At 70.6% G+C, this 19,776-nt stretch carries 18 protein-coding genes; 4 read left to right on the forward strand and 14 right to left on the reverse strand.

Features of this window, described 5'->3' with window-relative positions:
* Positions 1-325 precede the first annotated feature (325 nt).
* From K8W59_RS17720 to K8W59_RS17740, 5 genes are all read right to left on the reverse strand, one after another.
* Entirely contained in the window at positions 326-589 is a 264-nt protein-coding gene (locus K8W59_RS17720) for a hypothetical protein (protein ID WP_223396276.1), read from the reverse strand.
* 96 nt (positions 590-685) lie between these two features.
* A complete protein-coding gene (locus K8W59_RS17725) occupies positions 686-841 on the reverse strand; it encodes a hypothetical protein (protein WP_223396277.1) in 156 nt (51 codons plus the stop codon).
* Positions 842-863: 22 nt separating this feature from the next.
* Complete coding sequence (locus K8W59_RS17730; protein WP_223396278.1) at positions 864-1,688, reverse strand: nucleotidyl transferase AbiEii/AbiGii toxin family protein; 825 nt, start codon at positions 1,686-1,688, stop codon at positions 864-866.
* Entirely contained in the window at positions 1,685-2,197 is a 513-nt protein-coding gene (locus tag K8W59_RS17735) for a type IV toxin-antitoxin system AbiEi family antitoxin domain-containing protein (protein WP_223396279.1), read from the reverse strand. The genes K8W59_RS17730 and K8W59_RS17735 overlap by 4 nt, the downstream gene beginning before the upstream one ends.
* Positions 2,198-2,267: 70 nt before the next feature.
* The gene (locus K8W59_RS17740) at positions 2,268-2,951 is read right to left on the reverse strand and encodes a hypothetical protein (protein ID WP_223396280.1); all 684 of its coding nucleotides are present in this window, start codon (positions 2,949-2,951) and stop codon (positions 2,268-2,270) included.
* A 131-nt stretch (positions 2,952-3,082) separates the two neighbouring features.
* Between K8W59_RS17740 and K8W59_RS17745 the strand changes: the two genes are divergently transcribed.
* Both K8W59_RS17745 and K8W59_RS17750 read left to right on the forward strand, forming a co-directional pair.
* The gene (locus tag K8W59_RS17745) at positions 3,083-3,700 is read left to right on the forward strand and encodes a hypothetical protein (protein WP_223396281.1); all 618 of its coding nucleotides are present in this window, start codon (positions 3,083-3,085) and stop codon (positions 3,698-3,700) included.
* Positions 3,701-3,817: 117 nt separating this feature from the next.
* Positions 3,818-4,297 (forward strand): hypothetical protein, encoded by a 480-nt coding sequence (locus K8W59_RS17750; protein ID WP_223396282.1) that lies wholly within the window; start codon positions 3,818-3,820, stop codon positions 4,295-4,297.
* Here K8W59_RS17750 and K8W59_RS17755 read toward each other — a convergent pair.
* The 3 genes from K8W59_RS17755 to K8W59_RS17765 form a co-directional block, all read right to left on the reverse strand.
* Positions 4,290-4,784, reverse strand: coding sequence for a hypothetical protein (locus tag K8W59_RS17755; RefSeq protein WP_223396283.1), 495 nt, complete (start codon positions 4,782-4,784; stop codon positions 4,290-4,292). The two genes, K8W59_RS17750 and K8W59_RS17755, sit on opposite strands and share 8 nt — an antisense overlap.
* Positions 4,766-5,122, reverse strand: a complete 357-nt coding sequence (locus K8W59_RS17760) for a hypothetical protein (protein ID WP_223396284.1) — start codon at positions 5,120-5,122, stop codon at positions 4,766-4,768. The genes K8W59_RS17755 and K8W59_RS17760 overlap by 19 nt, the downstream gene beginning before the upstream one ends.
* Before the next feature lie 188 nt (positions 5,123-5,310).
* Positions 5,311-5,802, reverse strand: coding sequence for a hypothetical protein (locus K8W59_RS17765; protein WP_223396285.1), 492 nt, complete (start codon positions 5,800-5,802; stop codon positions 5,311-5,313).
* A 48-nt stretch (positions 5,803-5,850) separates the two neighbouring features.
* Here K8W59_RS17765 and K8W59_RS17770 point away from each other — a divergent pair, with 48 nt between their 5' ends.
* Positions 5,851-6,684 carry a hypothetical protein gene (locus tag K8W59_RS17770; RefSeq protein ID WP_223396286.1) on the forward strand — a complete coding sequence of 278 codons (834 nt, stop codon included), beginning with the start codon at positions 5,851-5,853 and terminating at the stop codon, positions 6,682-6,684.
* A gap of 57 nt (positions 6,685-6,741) precedes the next feature.
* On the opposite strand, the gene K8W59_RS17775 is transcribed toward K8W59_RS17770, so the two are convergent.
* The 3 genes from K8W59_RS17775 to K8W59_RS17785 all read right to left on the reverse strand — a co-directional run bounded on the left by K8W59_RS17775 (position 6,742) and on the right by K8W59_RS17785 (position 9,505).
* Positions 6,742-6,972, reverse strand: a complete 231-nt coding sequence (locus K8W59_RS17775; protein ID WP_223396287.1) for a DUF2283 domain-containing protein — start codon at positions 6,970-6,972, stop codon at positions 6,742-6,744.
* A gap of 102 nt (positions 6,973-7,074) precedes the next feature.
* The gene (locus K8W59_RS17780) at positions 7,075-8,010 is read right to left on the reverse strand and encodes a 1,4-dihydroxy-2-naphthoyl-CoA synthase (protein WP_223396288.1); all 936 of its coding nucleotides are present in this window, start codon (positions 8,008-8,010) and stop codon (positions 7,075-7,077) included.
* A 28-nt stretch (positions 8,011-8,038) separates the two neighbouring features.
* Positions 8,039-9,505, reverse strand: coding sequence for a purine-cytosine permease family protein (locus K8W59_RS17785; protein WP_223396289.1), 1,467 nt, complete (start codon positions 9,503-9,505; stop codon positions 8,039-8,041).
* Positions 9,506-9,810: 305 nt separating this feature from the next.
* Here K8W59_RS17785 and K8W59_RS17790 point away from each other — a divergent pair, with 305 nt between their 5' ends.
* On the forward strand, positions 9,811-10,995 hold the full coding sequence (locus K8W59_RS17790) for a helix-turn-helix domain-containing protein (protein ID WP_223393481.1): 1,185 nt from the start codon (positions 9,811-9,813) through the stop codon (positions 10,993-10,995).
* Positions 10,996-11,154: 159 nt separating this feature from the next.
* On the opposite strand, the gene recD is transcribed toward K8W59_RS17790, so the two are convergent.
* From recD to recC, 3 genes are read right to left on the reverse strand one after another with little or no spacing between them, the layout of a single operon-like run.
* The gene (recD, locus tag K8W59_RS17795) at positions 11,155-12,948 is read right to left on the reverse strand and encodes an exodeoxyribonuclease V subunit alpha (protein WP_223396290.1); all 1,794 of its coding nucleotides are present in this window, start codon (positions 12,946-12,948) and stop codon (positions 11,155-11,157) included.
* Entirely contained in the window at positions 12,945-16,301 is a 3,357-nt protein-coding gene (locus tag K8W59_RS17800) for a UvrD-helicase domain-containing protein (protein WP_223396291.1), read from the reverse strand. The genes recD and K8W59_RS17800 overlap by 4 nt, the downstream gene beginning before the upstream one ends.
* Positions 16,298-19,669, reverse strand: a complete 3,372-nt coding sequence (recC, locus tag K8W59_RS17805; protein WP_223396292.1) for an exodeoxyribonuclease V subunit gamma — start codon at positions 19,667-19,669, stop codon at positions 16,298-16,300. Before recC ends, K8W59_RS17800 begins: the two co-directional genes overlap by 4 nt.
* Positions 19,670-19,776: the final 107 nt, after the last annotated feature.

Consider the following 19,776-nt stretch of genomic DNA (forward strand, 5'->3'; position numbering starts at 1 on the left):
CTGCGAGAGCTCGCCCATTGTCTGCCGTGGGCTCAGCCGGTCGGAGCCACCCGGCGACCGTGTGGGTTCGGAGTCATCTGATGGCCCCAAACCCACACGATCCAGGCATCAGCCGCTCCCGTCATCGAGATCCAGGAACTGCCGCTCTGCATCGCACAAACGCGCCGGATCAGTAGTACCAGAGGAAGCGCGGCACGCTCAGCGGGTGTTGGTGGTCGATGAACGGCACTATGCGGTTGACCTGCGGAAACGTGATTGACGGCATTGGTGGTCGACGGGCTCTGACGACTCTCCTGCCACGTTCTTGCCACCCATCGAGCCATCGTCAGGACCGCTCCCACGGCGGCGGTCCCATGTCGGGATGCGCACTGTCGAGCCAGGGCGCTGGGATGTGCGCCCAACCGCCGATCTGCTCGTGGGTGCCGTCGGCGAGCGTCGCCCAGACCTCGGTGTCGGCCGGTCGCCAGATCGTGAGGTAGTCCGGACCGTGTACGACCTCGAACTGAGCGTCCGCGACTGGCCCGCGGAACGTCAGCAGAACCCGCTCCTGTGGAGGGAAGTCGTACGACATCGCCTCCGGCTCAACCATCACTGTGAACGGAGTGTCGGCGTCACCTTGCACGAGCATGCGAGTGACCTGCACGCGATCACGCTTGGCCCTCCGGCGCCCAATGCCCACCACGGCCTACTTCGACTCACTCGGACGCGGCTCGTCGACCGCCTGGGGCGAGCCGGCGTCCTTGACCTCCAGGGACTCCAGGAGGCGCATGCCGAGGTTCCAGCGTTCGCGCGGGGGCAAGGCCATCGCAAGCCGCAGGAACTCCTCTTCTGCTTCGTCCATGCCATCGACCGTAGCCCGACCATCAGACATCGGCGATCCTCCTGACGAGCTCGTTGGCCCAGTCGACAGCGGCCTCGATGTTGGGCAGCACATCGACGTCCTCGATGGCCGCTTCGTACAAGTCGCCCCAACCATCGGCGACCTCGATCGTCGGCGGCCACGCCTGTTGGCGCCGGTACTCGAAGAGCCGGACGCAGGTCGCGTGGACCTGAGCAAGGTCGAGGTCCTCGCCCTTCTCGAGCAGCTGGAGGTCGACGAGGTCGCGCACTCGCTCGCTGCCAGGCTCCGAGACCGCATGCAGCTTCTGGGCGACCTGGTGTTCGACCCGCATCACCGGCACCGGCTTCGGCGCTTCGAGACCCACCTCGGTGAAGAGCTGGGTCAAGCCGTCGGCGAGCTGGTACTCCGGCTCCTCCGCATCGCCGATCTCGTTGTGGCCGAGCTCGAACTTCACGGTGCACCATGGTCGGCCGCGGTAGTCGAGCTTCACGTCGAACGGCTGCATGACGTACGCCGTTGGCACACCGGTCGGCCGGGGCGCAGCCTTCTCGATCAGCCTGCCGGTGAAGCCGGCCCAACCGACGGCTAGCGAATCTTCGAAGTCGCTGCGGAACCGAGCCAGCTGCTGCACGCGGGCAGCGTCGAGATCCTGGGTGAACCGAGTGCCTCGGCCGTAGCGGAGCGCCATCGCGCTGCCGCCCTTGATGGCTCCCTCGGGAAGCATCTGGCCGACCACGACGAGCGCCATGCTGACCCGTCGCCGAATGGCGAGCTCCTCGCTGCCCTCGAGGTTGCGGATGCGCTGTTCGAGCGACCGGACGCTGTTCGGCACACCGGCGTAGCTCACGATCGGAGTTCCTTCCTGACCCGCCGCCACTCCTTGGTGGTCATCAGTCCTTCCCTTCGCGCTTCCTCGGCAGCATCCACCAGGCGGCTCCGCTCGATGCGTCCGCGACACTCGAGGATCGCGTCCGCAACACGTTGCGACTCCAGACCCTGGTACTGCGTCGTCACGACATCGCCCTTCGCCAGCGTCAACTCCATGAACGGCGGCAGCTTCGGTCGCGTGCGCTTGCGGACGGCCACCCTGATCCGTCGAGGGTTCACATCGGCGAGCCCGAACAACGCGAGCACCGAATCTCCGTGGAGGTACGAACCCTCACCGGCACGCAGGAGCGCCTCGGCGAACTGGTCGAACGCGCCGGCAGGCGCATCCGGCACCCGATAGAGCCCGTAGGCGACGTTCTCCAGACCGCCACGAGCGGCAAGCTTGGGTAGCTCGGCGGCCGGGACTCCTGCCTCGGCCGCCTGCCTCGTGGTGACGTAGCCGTACTGATCGAGCGCGATCTCGCGCACGATGTCCCGGTACTTCGTCTCGGTGGCGATGTCACAACTATACCGAAAACGGTAGTGTTGTGACACCGACTCACACCGGGCCCACGGCCGATTCCGCCCCCTCCGCCCACTTCCTCCACTTCGGGGCGCGGTGCTGTGATTCCCTCTGAGCGTCCACACTGAGGCGCTCATCGTGCGCGTAGAGCGCGTCCCATTGGCGAACGCCGTCAGCGATGAACGTCTCGATGGGGATTTCTCGCTCCTCGGCATCGAACACCGCGAGGTCGTCGAAGGTGATCGTGCCCTCGATGCAGAAGGCCTCGCTCTTACCGTCCCTCTCGACGCCGCATTCGTTGAACCAGTAGAACGAGTGCGGTCCACCCTCGGTTCGAACCGAGATTCGGAGACTCGGATCCGCAGGCCAGTCACTGGTCAGTCCCGGCTCATCAAAGAAGCGCCAGCCGTAAATCGAACCGCCCCAGGCGAGCGAGTCGAAGAAATTCTCGACGGCTTCCTCGTCAGCCAGCGGGATGGCCGGCTGGGTCGCCGACTGCTCGCCGACCGGATCCCGCCGCAGAAGGAACCGCAGTTCGGCAGGCCGCATGAGCCGCATGATCCGGCGACCGTCCTTCACGAGCGGGCCAAGCTCTGGAAGCGCGATCACGTGCAGCAGTACGTCGACGAACGCACCGGCGGGGTCGAGCCGAACTCCGACGACGTCGGACTCGTTGAGCGCGACTCCAAGCCGCTCCCGGGTGGCGTCGTCCCATTCCATGCGGCCCATCCTCACTCAACAGCGCCGGCGCCTGCGACCGAGATTGGCGCCGGCCTCGCTGCAATCCGATCACCTTTCTCGACCCTCGGCCGTAGATGGCCGTCATGAGGTTCGGGCGCGAAGCGAGGCGGGTGCGTGACGAGACGCTGCCGCACGGCCAGCGCCTTCGGGCACTCGCCCATTGTCTGGAGTGGGCGCAGCCGGTTGGATTCCACCCGTCGTGGCACTACTTGGAAGCCAAGCTCGGCACGCCACGCGAGAGCGCCGAGTTCCTGGCCCCGGCGATCGACCTACTCGAGCGGGAACGCAACCTGCACCTGGAACTCGATCAGCGCTATTCGACCCTTCGCCGTCTGCAGAAGATGCGGGGCTCAAGATCACCTCGGCCCGACGAGGTCACCCCGCGTTCGCCAGCGCGGTGGCATGGAGACGAGCGGGGGGCAGCAACGCGCGCCTTGAGGTGGTGGCTACAACGCCATCCGCTGGAGGACTTCGTCGACCACCCCGAAGCCAAGCTCGCCGTCGACGTCGCGCGCGTGCTCGCGCCTGGCCCAAGTCTCACGTCGTTCGACCTGACCGCCCTGCAACAGAGTCTCGACTGGGCACGGGCTGAAACGCGTGCTCTGACGAAGCAGACGATGGCGGAACGTCGACGCGCACCAGGTGCTGCATCTTCTCGGGCAGATCTACGTCGTACTCAACGGCGCTCCCTTGGTCGGCAGTCCTTGGAACTTCGCCACTTCGACTGAAGATCAGGCGCGCAGGGCGCAGTTGCACGAGCGTACTTCAGGTCGCCCCTTGGGCTCTGGCGCAGCAGTCCCCAGGACAGTGCGGGTCACCTCAGCGACGCTGCGGCCGATCTGCTGGTGCTCGGATACGACACTCCTGCGCTCCGGCAACTCGCTGGCGTGTCGCCGGGCGATTCGATCTACGAGGTCGAGCCTGCTGTTACCGCTGCACTCGACGAACTTGAGATCGGTGACCTGCTCGGCGCCAGCACTGACCGGGCGGGGCTCAAGGCCCGACTCGAACTCTTCCTGGACGGCAAAGTGACGCTGCGCGAGCTCTCGACCTGGGCTCACCAGGTGATTGGGCACGAGGGCGAGGACGACCTACAGCCGTTCGTGATCCTCAACGACATCTACGACGACTGGGAGTACTCCGGTCAGGACCTTCCTTACCTCCACGAGGTCACACGCAAAGCAGCGCACGACTTCCTCGCTGGTCGCCCCGTGACTCGGCTCGACTGGCTCGAACCGCCCGCCCAAGCCGCGACCCAAAGCGCCGTGGTGCGCAGGCCGAGGTGGCGTGATCGACTGCGCCGCAGAGCACGCCCTGCTACTTGATCAGCGGAGGCACGTCGTCTTCGCGAAGTCCGCGGAGATGTGCCCGGAACTTCTCGTCGATCGCGGGCCGCAGATCAGGGTTCCCGTCCCAGGCCCGGAGCATCGCCATCAAGGCCTCGCCGCCGCCGGGCTCCCACAGACCTTCGTAGTCGCCGATGATCTCGAGAACGTACTGCGCCGACGCATATGGCCGGTGGGTCCGATCCATCCGATCGACGGCCCACCAGATGCCTTCCCATTGGCCGCGCCAAGGCAACTGCTCGTAAGGAGAATCAACTTCCCGGATCGGATGGCCGAGCTCGGCCAGGACGTCGGTGAGCCGCACCTCGCCTTCAAGGGCCTGCCGTGATGTCAGCGACGCCATCTCGCGCAGAAGTGGCGAGTCGTAGCCATCGACCAACCACTGCGCGGCGACCATCGGCAGGTCACAGTCCGGGACGACCCGCCCGTGTGCCGCTTGTTCGGGTGTCACGTCGTAGTCGGCCATCGGAACTCGCGCACGACTTCGATCCGGCCGACGATGTGCCGGTTGAGCTCATCGAGGTCTTCGGCTGGGATCCAGTATTCGAGGATCGTCTGGCCACCGGCCTGCTGGACGTCGTACTGGTCGAGGAAGTCCTTCTCGACCTCGAAGCGCGTCACGTAGCCGACACCACTCGCCTTGACGTTCCAGTCGCGGGCGATCCGGACGGCGTAGTCCTCGTTCAGGACCGGATAGAAGATCGGCTGATCCGGGAGTCGTGGCGGCCACGCGCGCCAGCCCGACTCCTCAACGAGCGCAAGCTCCTTGGGACCTGTCGGGCGCCATAGCGTGACCGTCTCCATGCGGGCATTCTCGCTCACGCCCGGCGCCCATCCCTACCGATTTCCACAGTCCTTCGCGCCGGCCACCACCACGCTCAGCACCTACGCGCACCTCTGGCCGACGGCAGAGGATAAGACTCGCGCAGCCTCGGGAGCGATGGCGGCCAAAGTTCTCAACATTTCATCGAGGCCGGGAAGACAGACAACACTCAGAGGTAGTCGAAGAAGCGGGTCCACCAAGTTGGGCGGTAGCGGGCATCGATGCCAGGCAGTGCGCTCGGGCCGTCGTAGTCACTCCACAGCGGCTCCTCGGGAACCACGTGAAAGCCAAGTGCGTCCAGCACCGTGTAGATGCGCGATGCGTCACCGGGTGCGAGAAGCTCCTCGAACTCAGCCTCGGACCACACGCCAGGATTGGTCACCGAGACCGTGGCGAGCCGACCGAAGTTGCTGACACTGATGACAAGCCGCTCACCCGAATCTGTAGCGGCCGCGGGGATGTCGAGCCGCGCGTGCAGGCTCGCGTCCTCGACATGACGGTCTGCCTCGCACCGGCAGGAGAACTCCGCGTCCAAACGATCGACCAGATCGTCGAAGAGCCGCCTTTTCGCGGCATGGTCATAGTCAGCCGGCCACTCGAGGTGGTCTGGGTCGTCGAGCGACCTCAACAGGATCCACATCTGGTCGCCCTCAACGCGCACGACAATCATCTTGCCGGATGAGCGCCTCCCCTCCCTACGCTGTCGCCCATGGGTGTCTTGTTCGAGTTCGAGCACTTTCGCGCCGACGGGTTGAACTGGCACGTCATGCATGCGTCGGACATGGACATCGTGGAACCGCTGTGGTCCGGGCTGTGGGAACTCGGCTACGGTGACGATCCGAGGCTCAACCCTTTCCTTCGGTTCGGAATCAACAACGGCGAAGGCGAGTGGCTCGCCGTATGGCGGGCACTGGCTTGGGTCATGACCGCGGGAACCAACAGGGTCGGTCTTCCGGCCTATTACCGAGATGACGCCGCCCGGAACCTGGGAGTTGATCGGACGAAAGCGACCCTCATCCCTTGGGAGTACGAGGTCGACCTGGAGAAGAGCACGTTCACCGAAGCGAACATCCGGTTCATTCGGGCGCGCTCTGCCGTCCATATCAATCCTCCTCCCACCGAATGGGAGTACGACCACCGGCGTCTCGCTGGTCTCGTCGATCTCGCTACGTTCGGCGACCTCACGCAGCTGGAGCTCGCCGGTGGCTTCGACGCAACGTCCGAGATCTCGCTCTTCGGTGTCGCTGGGGGTGACTCTCAAAGCCTCGGATCGCGCCTCAATACGGTTCAGACTCCGATGCTCAGCGAGGTGTTAGACGACAGGGACGTGTTCGCGGACCTGAGCGTGACGCGAGACAGATTCCCGGACACGCACAGCTACTTCGCCTTCGCTTCCCACCAGGACCTGACAGCGCCACTACTGGAGAAGTCGAACCGCTTCGAGGCGCAATGGGCTACCTATCGCCGCGACTACTCAAGTTTCACAACGCTAGAAGACTTCGCCGACGGAGTGGAGCGCCTGTTGTGCATGCCGACCGCGTGACCCCTCTCCAGCGATGCAGCGCCCGCGAGGTGGAGTGCCGCGGACACGGCGACCCGCCTACGTCCCGATGAGTGCGGCGGGCAGGAGGCAATGAGCGTCCAGAACCTCTGGACCCAGAATCTGGCCGTCTGCGCCGACGTCAGTGTTGACCATCCACGGGTGCTCGCCTCCACCGAGCGGAACCGTGCGCGCGATGCCGCCGGCCTCGATCTCCGGAACGAAGTAGATGTACGCGGCATTGGCCTCTGCGTCGTAGGTGACTCGCAGAGGCTCGAGAGCATCCTTCACATCAGCGATTGTGCACACGGCCACGTCGCGACGTGCGATCTTGCCACACATCTGCCACGCACGAGGCGCCAACAGGCCTCGTACCTGCGCAAACGCGCCAGGTCAGTAGTACCAGGGGAACGGCGACCAGTCGGGCTCCCGCTTCTCCAGGAACTGGTCGCGCCCCTCGGCTGCCTCGTCGGTCATGTAGGCCAACCGCGTGGTCTCGCCGGCGAAGACCTGCTGCCCGACCAGCCCGTCGTCGACCAGGTTGAAGGAATACTTCAGCATCCGCTGCGCCGTGGGGCTCTTGCCGTTGATCAGCCGGCCCCACTCCAGGCCGACCTTCTCCAGCTCCGCGTGGTCGACGACCCGGTTGACCGCGCCCATCCGGTGCATCGTCTCGGCGTCGTAGGCCTCCCCCAGGAAGAAGATCTCCCGGGCGAACTTCTGCCCGACCTGCCGAGCGAGGTAGGCCGACCCGAAGCCGCCGTCGAAGGAGCCCACGTCCGCGTCGGTCTGCTTGAAGCGCGCGTGCTCCCGACTGGCCAGCGTCAGGTCGCAGACCACGTGCAGCGAGTGCCCACCACCGGCGGCCCACCCGTCGACCAGGCAGATCACCACCTTCGGCATGAAGCGGATCAGCCGCTGCACCTCAAGGATGTGCAGCCGCCCCAGCCGGGCCTTGTCGATCGGGCTCGGCTCGGCGCCGGAGTCGCTGCCGTGCTCGGTCTCGTACTGATACCCCGCACGCCCCCGAATGCGCTGGTCGCCGCCGGTGCAGAAGGCCCACTTCCCGTTCTTCGGGCTCGGCCCGTTGCCGGTCAGCAGCACGCAGCCGACGTCGGCGGAGGTGCGCGCGTGCTCGAGCACGGTCAGCAGCTCGTCGACGGTGTGCGGCCGGAACGCGTTGAGCACGTCCGGCCGGTCGAAGGCGACCCGCACGGTCCCGTGCGCCTTCGCGCGGTGGTAGGTCAGGTCGGTCAGGCCCTCGAAGCCGGGCACCACGTCCCAGTCCGCCGGGTCGAAGATCTCGGAGACTCCGTCGATCGCGCTCATGGCCGCACCGTATCCGGGCGGCGCGGAGTCAGGCCGCGGCGCCCTCCTGGCGACGTACGACGGCCCTGCGGGCCACCAGGGTCACGACGAACCCGATCACCAGCGCGACCAGCACGCCCAGGTTGGCGTAGGCCCACGCCCCGTCCCGGCCGCCGAGGCCGAGCGGGCCGAGCAGGTAGCCCTGCCAGTTGTTCCACGACGCGTCGTCGGCGAACATGTTGATCACCAGCCCCCAGCCGACGACCGACGCGACCGCCAGGGTGGCCAGCGAGATCCAGTCGAAGGCGCCGTACCGACCGCCGGCGTCGAAGAGTGCGGCCTCGTCGTAGTCGCGCCGGCGCATCATCAGGTCGGCGATGAAGGTCCCCGCCCACCCGGCCAGCGGGACGCCCAAGGTGATGAGGAAGCTCTGGAACGGGTTGAGAAAGCTGGTCGCGAAGAACACCACGTAGATCGTGCCGAGGGTCAGGATCACGCCGTCGACGAACGCCGCGGCCGGCCGCGGGATCCGCACCCCGAGGCTGAGCAGCGTGAGCCCGGAGGAGTAGATGCCGAGCACCGCACCGCTGACCAGCGCGAGGATCGCCGCGATCAGGAACGGCACGAGGAACCAGGTCGGCAGCAGCGTCGCGAGCGTGCCGATCGGGTCGTAGGCGACCCCCTCCAGGATCGCCGGGGACGAGCCCGCGAGAGCCAGCCCGAAGAGCACCAGCATCACGGGCGCGAGCGCGCCGCCGAAGGTGTTCCAGAAGACGATCGCGCCGCTGGAGGCGTCGCGGCGCTGGTAGCGCGACCAGTCCGCAGCGATGTTGATCCAGCCGAGGCCGAAGCCGGTCATCACCATCACCAGCGCGCCGATCACCTGCTGGGTGGAGCCGCTCGGCAGGGCTTGTACGGCGGACCAGTGGATCTCGTCCAGGGTGAGGGCGATGTAGAGGATCGTCACCACCCCGGTGATCCAGGTCAGGTAGGACTGCAGCCGCATGATCAGGTGGTAGCCCGCCACGCTCGCGGCCACGATGAGCGCGGCCACGACGACGGTCGCGATCACCTTGGTCGTCGTACCCGACGACCAGCCGAGCCGCTCGAAGACGGTCGCCGTCGCCAGCACGGCCATGATCGCCAGGAACGTCTCCCAGCCGATGCTGACCAGCCAGGAGATCACCCCGGGCACCTTCTGCCCGGTCACGCCGAACGGCGCACGGGACAGGATCATCGTCGGCGCCGAGCCGCGCTTGCCGGCGACCGCGACCGCGCCGCACAGCAGGAACGAGACCACGATGCCCACGACCGCGACCAGCACGCCCTGGGCGAAGGAGACGCCGAACTGCAGGATGAACCCGGCGTAGCTCATCCCGAACACCGACACGTTGGCCGCGAACCACGGCCAGAAGAGGTCGGCCGGCTTCGCCGTCCGGTCCGCCTCGTCGATGATCTCGATGCCGGTGGTCTCGACGCCGAGCCGCCGCGTCTCGTCCAGGGTGCGCTCGCTCATGGGGTCATGGTGCACCCTCCAGGGCGCTGACGGGGAGTCTGCCGCGCGCTCAGGGGGCAACGGGCGAGACGGCGGGGAAGGTGCCGGCCCGGCCGTTCATGGTCGGCGACCCGGAGCGGGCTCCGCTGCTGGACGAGCCCGCGGCGACGACGGCCTGACCGGCGGCCGCCGTCTCCCCCGTCCGCCGACCCGCGACAACGTCATGCGTTCCGGGGAACCGCTCCCTCTGTGAAGTCCGAGCACATCGGTAACAGTTGAAGTCCGGGGACATCGGTAACACCTGAGGTTGGTCGTCACTATCAGGGATGGCCAGAGATGGGGTTGCCGTGGATGCTGCGGTGGCGGCAGCGGTTGCTGCTCACGTCGCGCCGGGTCCGAAGCAGAACGTGTCGAGGATCTGTCGCGAGCTGGGGATCAGCCGCAAGATGTTCTACGACTATGTGAAGCGGTTCAGGGCCCGTGGCGTGGAGGGGTTCTACCCCGACTCGCGTCGCCCGCGGCGCTCACCGACAAGACTCCCCGCCGCGCTTGAGGATGTGTTGATCGCGATCCGTAAGCACGAGGCCGAGGCGGGGTGGGACTACGGCGCGGACGCGGTGTTGATGCGGTTGGAGGAACAGATCGAGGCCGGGACCTCCTCTTGGCCCGCCGACCGTCCGTTGCCGGCTCGGTCCACGGTCAATCGGGTCTTCGACCAGCGGGGCCAGTTGGTCAAGGTTCCTCAACGCAAGCCACGTCGTGGCTCCCGGCGCTTCGAGCGCAGCGAGGTCAACGCGCTGTGGCAGTTCGACGGGTTTGAGTACCAGCTTGCCACCGGCGAGACGGTCACGGTGCTGCAGTTGACCGACGACTGCTCGCGCACGGACTTGGCCCTGCAGGCAGCGGTGTCGGAGAACGGCAGCGACATCTGGGCGACCTTCTGCCTGGCGGTGGAACGCTACGGGTTGCCCGTCCAGCTGCTCAGCGACAACGGGTCGGCGTTCTCGGGCAAACGACGCGGGTGGATCAGTGTCTTCGAGCGCAACCTGACCGACCTCGGGGTGCACGCGATCACCTCCCGGGTCTCTCACCCCCAAACCTGCGGCAAGAACGAGCGAGCCCACCAGCGGGTCCAAAAGTGGCTCAAACGGCGTCCCTTAGTCAGCAGCATCGCCGAATTCCAAGCACTACTCGACGAGTACCGCGATGGCTACAACAACCGCCGCAACAAGGTGCTCGCCAAGCTCACCCCACACCAACGCTTCGACCTCGGCCCATTCGCCACCGTCCCCGACCTACCCCCGGCGACCACCATCCTGACCCGACAGCTGGTCAGCGCCACCGGCTCCGTCGGCCTCGACGGACGCCTCATCGGCCTCGGAAGAAAACACGCCGGAAAGCCAGTCACCGTCTTCCGCACCGGCGCCTTCGTTGCCATCTTCACCGGCGACGAGCTCCTCCGCAGCCTCACCCTCGACTACAACCGCCGCTACCAACCCCAAGACCGCTAGTGTCACCGATGTCCTGAGACATATGTGTCACCGATGTCCCCGGACACGACAGGGGAACCGCTCCCTCGGAACGTATGACGTCCCGGGCCGGCCGGCACCCGGTTCGGTGGTCGAGCTTGTCGAGACCACCTGAGGCCACCGCAGAGGGAGTACGGCGGCTCAGCCGCGCAGGCGGGCGGCGAGGCCGGAGGCGCGGCGGGCCTGACGCTCGACAGCGGCACGTACGGCGGACTCGGCACCGACGACGCGCACCCGGTGCCGGGCCCGGGTGACCGCGGTGTAGAAGAGCTCGCGGGTCAGCAACCGCGACTCCTCATCGGGCAGGAGCACGGTGACCTCGTCGACCTGGCTGCCCTGGCTCTTGTGGATCGTCATCGCGTGCATCGTGTCGACCTCGCCGAGCCGGGAGGGAGCGAGGAACCGGAGCCCGTCAGTGTCGCGCATCGCGACCCGACCGACCCCGTCGACACCGGAGCCGGAAGCCGCCACGACCACGCCGGTGTCGCCGTTGAGCACGCCGAGGGCGTAGTCGTTGGCGGTCACCAGCAGCGGGCGGCCCAGGTAGTAGCGCTCGTAGAGCGGGTCACCGGTCTCGGCGGCCAGCCAGGACTCGACGCGGCGGTTCCAGTGACGGACACCGAACGGGCCGTCGCGGTGGGCGCACAGCAGCCGGTGTCGGTCCAACGCGGCCAGCGCGCCCTCGGCATCGCCGCGCTCCGCCGCGGAGCGGACGGCCAGGGCCGCGGGCAGGGTCGCGTTCCGCACCACGACCGAGGGGTCCTCCTCCCGGACCCAGACGACCTCGTCGTGCCCGGCCGCCAGCACGGCCAGGGCGGCGTCGGCGTCGCCGTCGCGCAGCGCGGTGGCCAGCGCGCCGATGTGCTCGCCGAAGCGGTGGGTGGTGCTGAGCGCGGCGACCGGCGAGTCGTCACGGCCGGAGTACCCCTCGACCAGGTCGCCGAGCACCGCGCCCGCCTCGACCGAGGCGAGCTGGTCGGGGTCGCCCACGAGCACCAGCCGGCAGTCGGGCCGCACCGCCTCCAGTAGCCGGGCCATCATGGTCAGCGAGACCATCGAGGTCTCGTCGACGACGACCACGTCGTGCGGCAGCCGGTTGCCGCGGTGGTGGCGGAAGCGGGTGGTGTTGCCGGGGTCGCGCCGCAGCAGACGGTGCAGCGTCATCGCCTCGAGCCCGGAGAGCCAGGCGCGCTCGTCGTCGCTGAACTCGGGGGCGACCGCATCCGGTCGCGGCGGCGCGGCGGCGTCCCGCACCGACTCCCGCAACCGGGCCGAGGCCTTGCCGGTGGGCGCGGTCAGCGCGACCCGGAGCGGCGCCCCGTCGGGCTGCGCATCGCGCAGGGTCGCCAGCAGGGCCGCCACCGCGGTGGTCTTGCCCGTGCCGGGGCCGCCGGTGAGCACGGTGGTCCACTGCCGCGCGGCGCGGGCGCACGCCTCGGCCTGCTCGGCGAAGCCGGGGGCGGCGAGGATCCGATCGAGAGCGGCGGTGATCCGCGCGTCGTCGTACGCCGGCTGCGAGCGGGTGCGCTCCACGAGGTCGTCGAGCACCTGGCTCTCCTGCTCGTGGTAGCGGTCGAGGTAGAGCAGGTCGTGCTCCCAGCGCAGCACGCCCGCCGCCACCAGCCGACTGTCGGCGACCGCGGCGGCCCAGTCCGCCGTCTCCGGCCACGCGATCTCCGCGCCCTCCGGGAGCGGGATGTCGCCGACGGTGGCGAGGTCCAGGCACACCGACCCGGCTCGCACCGCCCGCACGGTGAGCGCCGCGGCCAGGAGCACGTCCTCGTCGGTCTCCCCCGTCAGCTGCGCCAGGGTGCGGGCGACGTGCACGTCGGCGCTGGTCAGCACCCCGGCCTCGTTCGCCGTGTGCAGCCGGCCGTCCACGCTCAGCGCCAACCGGGCGTCGAAGGTGTCGGCGGGCTCCCACAGCTCGCTCATGTCGCCCCCCTCCGGACGCCGTCGAGCAGGTCGGACAGCTCCTCCACCAGCTCCACGGGCGGCCGCCAGGAGAAGACCCCGCAGGGCCGGCCGTCGACCCGGGGCGTGTCCGCACCGCTCATCCCGCGCAGGTAGAGGTAGAGCACCCCGCCGAGGTGGGTCGCGGGGTCATAGCCGGGCAGCCGCCAGCGCAGGTAGCGGTGCAGCACGACGGTGTAGAGCAGCGCCTGGAGCGGATAGTCGGAGTGCCCCATCGCCTCGTCCAGCACCGAGGGTCGGTAGTCCCGCGCGGTCAGCGGCACGTCCGGCTCGCCGAGGTGGTTGGTCTTGTAGTCGACGGTGAGGTAGCGGGTCTGACCCTCGACCGGCACGCGCAGCACGACATCGATGCTCCCGGTGAGGTAGCCCCGCAGCGGCTGCGCGGCCAGGTCCGGGTCGGCGTCCAGGGTGTCGGCGTACGTCGTCACCGGGTCGCCGGCGGGCAGGTGCCGCCGCAGCAAGGGGGCGAGGTCCCCCAGCCGGACCTGGTCGGCGGCCCGGGCGTAGCGGACGTCGTCCCCGCCGGCCAGCGGCAGCTCGAAGTTCAGCTCCGTCAGCCGGTCGGAAACCGCGATCTCCCCCAGCGTCGTCTCCCCCGCGAGCTCGCCGAGCGGGCTGTCCCAGACCTCCAGCAGCGCGGCGACGAGCACGTCGGCGTCCAGGTCGACCGGCCACCAGACCCGCTGCTCGGCGAGGTGCCGCCGCAGCTCCGCCTCCCGGTCGTCGGCGCCGGGGTCGGCGTGCTCCAGCACGGCGTGCACCAGCGAGCCGAAGGTCGCCCCCACCGGCAGGTCGGCCATCGGGGAGGGCACCTCCATCAGCGCCAGCTCCTCCGGCTCCCCGGCCGGCGGGTCGAGCTCGAGCAGCGCGGCGTCCTCCACCTCGGGCTCGATCTCCGGCTCCGACAGCGACCGGTCCGGCGTCAGCCCGTGCGCGTGGGCCGCCGCGGAGAGGGCGGAGTAGGACGTACGGCGCCAGTCGGTGTCCACCGTCCGGGTGAACCGCCGCGCCGCGAGCGCGTCGGAGGACTGCTCCAACCGCTCGTCGCCGGGCGGCTCGTGCACCGCGACCTCGCGGGTCGGCCCGCCGGCCCCCATCCACTGACCGAGGATCCAGGCGAGCTGCTCCTCGGGCACCAGGTCCCACTCGTCGGGTACGGCGGATCCGCCCGGCCGTCGCCCGCACAGCATCCGGTGCAGCGCCGACCCCGGGGTGTTCTTCCCCGCAGGGGCGTACCACGCGACCACCTGGGACTCCGCCCGGGTGAGGGCGACGTAGAGCAGCCGCAGCGACTCCCCCGCGTCCTCGGCCCAGTGCCGCCGCAGGGAGTCACGGCGGTGCGGGCCGGGGCCGCCGACGTCCCGGCAGCGCTGGCCCAGGTCGTCGTGGAAGAGCGGCACCTCCGGGTCGCGTCCGGTGAACCGGTCCCACAGGGAGGGGAGGTAGACGATGGGGTACTGCAGCCCCTTCGCGCCGTGGATCGTGACCAGCTGGACGGCCGCGGCGTCGGAGTCCAGCCGGCGGGTCCGCTCGGAGGCGACCTCGACCTTCTCGTCGGCCACCTGCTCGCGCAGCCACGCGAGCAGGCCCACGACGCCCAGCCGCTCCTCGACGGCGACCCGGTGCAGCGCCTCACCGACGTGCCGCAGGTCGGTGAGCATCCGCTCCCCGCCGACCCGGGCCAGGACCCGCGCGGTCATCCCGTCGACCACGGCGCACTCCAGCACCGCGGCGACCCCGCGGTTGGCCAGGACGCCCTGCCAGGCGCGCGCCCGGTCGGCCAGCCGGTCGTCGAGCTCGTCGCCGCCGGAGTCCAGCTCGGTCGCGTCCAGGCCGACGAAGGAGGTGAGCGCGGCGGCGCGGACCCGGTCCGAGCGGTGCGGCTGCTCGAGCGACTCCAGCAGCGTGACCCACTCCCGCGCGGCGGGGGTGTGGAAGACCGAGCCGCCGGCGTTGACCACGGCGGGCACCCCGACGCCGGCCAGGGCGGCCTGCACGGCGGTCAGCATGTCGCGACGGTGCGCCAGCACCGCCACGTCGCCGGCGCGCACGGGCCGCCCGTCGAGGGTCGCCCCGGAGGTGAGCAGTCGCTTGACGTCCCGGGCGAGATCGGCGACCACGTGCTCGCGCCAGCGGTCCACCCGCGGCCGCGCTCGCGGGCCGGCGCCGATGTCGGCGTTGCGCACCACCCGCAGCCGGAACGGAGCCCCCGCCCCCTCCAGCCGGGAGCCGGGCCGGTCGGCCTGCACCGGGCGCACGACGATCTGCTCGTCGCCGAGCCGCGCCTCCTGCAGGAGCACCTGCAGGGAGTCGAGCAGCGCCGCGTCCGAGCGCCAGTTGACGCCCAGCGTCTGGCGTCGGGTCGCCGCCTGCGCGGCCGCGAGGTAGGTGACCACGTCCCCGCCGCGGAAGGCGTAGATCGCCTGCTTCGGGTCGCCGATCAGGATCAGCGTCGCCGCGCCGTGGAACGCGCGCTCGAAGACCTGCCACTGGACCGGGTCGGTGTCCTGGAACTCGTCGATGAGGACGACCTTCCACCGCTGGCGCATCCGCGCGCGGGCCGGGGCGTCGGGGTCCTTCAGTGCGTCCGCGAGCTGGCCCAGCAGGTCGTCGTAGCTGAGGATGCCCAGCCGGCGCTTGCGCCGGTCGATCTCCTCGATCACCTCGGCGGCGAACCGGACCCGCATCGCGACCTGGCTCTCCGGCGCGTCCTCCAGCGCGGCCTGGGGGGCGACCCGGGCGCGCGGGTCGTCGACCACGGCCCGCGCCAGCTCGCCGGCCTGGGCGCGGGTCCACGGCGGCGTGCGCTCGCCCGACCAGCGGGCGAGGTAGAGGTCGTCGACCACCTCGTCGGTCAGCTGCTCGAGGTCCTCCACCAGCCGGGCCTGCCGGTCGGTGTCGCCGGCCACCCCGAGGCTGCGGAGCACCAGCTGGCAGAACTGGTGGATCGTCGCGATGGTGGCGGCGTCGAAGGCGGTGAGTGCGTCGGTGAGCCGGCGGTGCTTGAGCCGGACGCCGTCCTCGGTGTCGTCGAGCAGGTGTCGGATCAGCTCGGTGCGCTCGGGCTCCGGCGGCGGCTCGGCGAGCGCCCGCTGGGCCTCGACCAGCTGGGCCCGCACCCGCTCGCGCAGCTCTTGGGAGGCGGCGCGGGTGAAGGTGACGACCAGCAGCTCGTCGAGGGTGGCGACCCCCTCGGCGACGTACCGCGTCACCAGCGCCGCGATGGTCCACGTCTTGCCCGTGCCGGCGCTCGCCTCGAGCAGAGTGGTGCCGGACGGCAGCGGGTCGCTGATCCGGAAGACCTCGTCGCTCACAGCCCCTGCACCACCTCTCGGCCCTCGAGCGCGGGCCCCCACAGCCGCCAGGCGAACTGGCCGAGCCGGTGCGGGGCGTCGTTCCACCGCTCGCCGTCGCGCAGCGGGGCGGCGAGGAGGGAGTACGCCGCGCGGTCGCCGAAGGCGCGCACGTGCCAGGCGTCCGCGTCCTCGGTCGGGAAGCCGGTGTCGTTGAACCGGGGGGTGGTCCACTCCTTCGCCCCGCGCACGTCGGGGTCGCCCTCGCGCCCGGCGCGGGTCAGGCGGAACTCGTCGGCCCAGGCCAGCGAGGTCTTCAGCGGCAGCGGGATCGGCTCGCGCAGCCCGCGCTCGTAGAGGTCGACCAGATCGCGCAGCCACGCCCGCGCCTCGTGCTCGGGCAGCGGCGCGACCCGGGCGACCCGGCCGCCGGCCCGGTGGCGGCCCAGCGTGTGCACCGTCCAGTTCTCATCCGGGTGGCCGGTGGCCAGGGCAAGCGCGTCGAGCCAGCCGGCGACCCGGTGCTTGGCGGCCAGGCTGGAGTAGCTGACGCTCACCAGGTTGTTGCCGAAGAGGTCGTCGACCGTGCCGGTCACCCGGCGGTCGCCGAGGTCGATGTCGACGTCCAGGGTGCGCGGCGTGCCGCCGCGCAGGCCGGTCGCGGCCGTCACGAGCGGACGCACGACGGTGACGACGTCCTCCAGCACCCCGACACCGAGCTCGCGCGGGGGCAGCAGCCCGCGCAGCTGCTCGGCGGTCATCGCCGCGGCCGGGTCGGCTCCGGCCAGCACGTCGCGGATCAGCCGGTCGCCGACGTCCCACTTCTGCAGGCCGTCGAGCTGGATCGGGATGGCGTCGGCGGCCTCCTCCGGCGTCCACGGGGTGGTGACCCGCAGCCGGCTGCGGCAGAACGCGCGCACCGGGTGGGCGAAGAAGTCGTGCAGGTCGGCCAGGGAGACCTCGCCCCCCTCGGTCGGGACCACGAGCGGCGACGGGACCAGCTCGCGGACCTCCAACCGGGGCCGTCGCGCCGCCTCGGCGCCCGCGAGCGCGGCGTCGTCGAAGGTGAAGGGTCGGTCGCCGACCAGCGCGCCGGCGACCAGGTTGGACTCGTCGAAGGGCTGCAGCGGGTGCTCGACGACGACCTGGTCGGCGACCCGTTCGTGGCCGGTCGGCGTGGCGGTGCGGTCCAGCGCGTCGAGCAGCTCGCCCAGGGGCACCGCGGGCGGCCGCTCGGCCCCGGTGTGCTCGCCGCGGCCGGTGTAGGTGATGACCAGCGTCTCGGTGGCCGCGGTGATCGCGTCGAGGAAGAGCTGACGGTCCTCCGCGCGCACGTCCCGCTCGCCGGTGCGCGGGGTCCGGGCGAGCACGTCGTCGCCGTCGAGGCTGTCCAGCCGTGGGAAGACGCCGTCGTCGAGCCCGACCATGCACACCACGCGGTGCGGCACCGAGCGCATCGGCACCATCGTGCAGACGGTGAGCGTGCCGGTGCGGAAGTTGGCCCGGGTCGGCCGGCCGCGCAGCCGGTCGGCGAGCATCGCCCGCACGTCGGCATGCCGCAGCGGCGTGGTGCCCTCGCCGACGCCGCCGGCGATCCGGGACAGCTCGCGCTCGAGCTGGGCGGACTGCCAGGCGTCCTCCGGGGCGGTCGAGGTGAGGCGACGTACGCCCTCGTCGAGGACCCGCACCCAGTCGGCCACCGTCGAGGCCGCACCCGCACCGTCGAGCACCCGGTGCAGCCGGTCGAGGAACTCCGCGAACCGGCCGACGAGCTCCAGGTCGCCGTCACCGACGTCGTCGACCGGCAGCGCGCCGCCGACGTCGCGGTGGCCCTGCCCGGACATCGCGGCACCCAGAAGCACCCGACGCAGCCCCGCGCGCCAGGTGTTCTCCCGGAGGTCGACGCCGAACGGGCGACGGTGGTCGGCGTCCCACCCCCAGCGGATCGCCGCGGCCTGCACCCACGCGCTCAGCCGCTCCATCTCGTCGTCGTCGAAGCCGAAGCGGCGGCGGACCGGCTCGGACGCCGCCAGGTCGAGCACATCACCCGCGCGCATCCGCCCGCCCGCGAGATCCACCAGGTGGGCGGCCACGCCGAGCAGCGGGTTCGTCGCGCCGGGCGAGCGGTCGGCCAGCCGCACCCGCAGCCGGTGCGCCGGGTGGCCCACGCCGTCACCGGCGACGTCGGCCAGGCCGAACCCCGCCGAGACCAGCGGGGCGAAGGACTCGATGTCCGGGCACATCACCAGGATGTCCCGCGGCTCCAGGGTGGGGTCGTCCTCCAGCAGGCCGACCAGCACCTCGCGCAGCACGTCGACCTGGCGGGCGGCGCCGTGACAGGCATGCACCTGCACCGAGCGGTCGTCCGGCGCCACCACCCGGGCAGCACGGGTGTCGGCCGAGGGCTCCTCCGCGGCCCGCAGGTCGGCCTGCAGCCACCCCAGCAGCGACTCCGGCGCCTCGGGAGTGGCGCCGACGACCGACTCCTCGGCGCCGGTCACCCCGAGGGTGCGCCGCAGCTCCCGGGCGTCCCGGCCCAGGGACGCGAGCAGCGGGTGACCCACCAGCTCGGCGGTCCGGTCGTCGCGGCGGGGCACCGGCCCCTCGGTGGCGCTCGGCGCCAGCGCCTGCCACAGGTCGGTCGAGGCCTGGGGCAGCCAGAGGTGGACGTCGCGCAGCTCACCGAGCGCTCCGAGCAGCTCGGCCTCGGTCACCGGCAGACGCGTGTGCCCGAAGAGCGAGAGCCGGCCGGGCAGCACCAGGTCGTCGCCGCCGGACCGCAGCCGCTCCAGCGTGCGCTCGTGCCGGAGGTCGGGCGGGTCGGCCGCGACGCGTCCCTCCAGCCGCCGCCACAGCTCGGGCTGCCAGGCCAGGTCGCGGGGCAGCTCGCCGCCGGCCCCGTCGGAGGCGACGCCCGAGCGCCAGGCGGAGAGCAGCCCCGGCCGCTGGACGGCGTACGACGCGAACAGCCCCGCCAGCCGCCGCGCCACCGAGTAGCGACGCGCACTCCGCTCGTCCGCCGGGTCGCCATGGCCCAGATGACGCGAGAGGTCCTCGAAGCCGGGGGTGTCCATGGACTCGTCGACGACCTCCAGCAGCGGCCACACCAGGGTGTCGGGGTGCCAGGGATCGTCGTCGTCGGTGCCGAGCAGCAGGGACACCAGCGAGCGCGGGCTCGCGAAGCGGATGCCCGCGCACACCCCGTCGCCACCGCGCGCCCCCACGCCGAGCCGGTGCGCGAGCCGCTGGGTGAGCCAGCGCTCCACGCCCTTGGCCGGGACCACCACCAGCTCCTCGGCGAACGGGTCCTCGCCGGGGACGCGCAACAGCTCGCCGAGCGCATCGGCGAGCAGGTCGGTCCTCGCGGCGAGGTGGAGCTGGACGGTCACAGGCCCGACCCTAGGCGGCGCCTCCGACAGGGCCACGCTGCGGCCGCGGACCGCCGTATTTGTCGGCCCAGCACTCAGCGCTCGCCCGCCCCCGCTCGTACCGAACA

The sequence above is a fragment of the Nocardioides rotundus genome, from assembly GCF_019931675.1.
Classification (GTDB): domain Bacteria; phylum Actinomycetota; class Actinomycetes; order Propionibacteriales; family Nocardioidaceae; genus Nocardioides; species Nocardioides rotundus.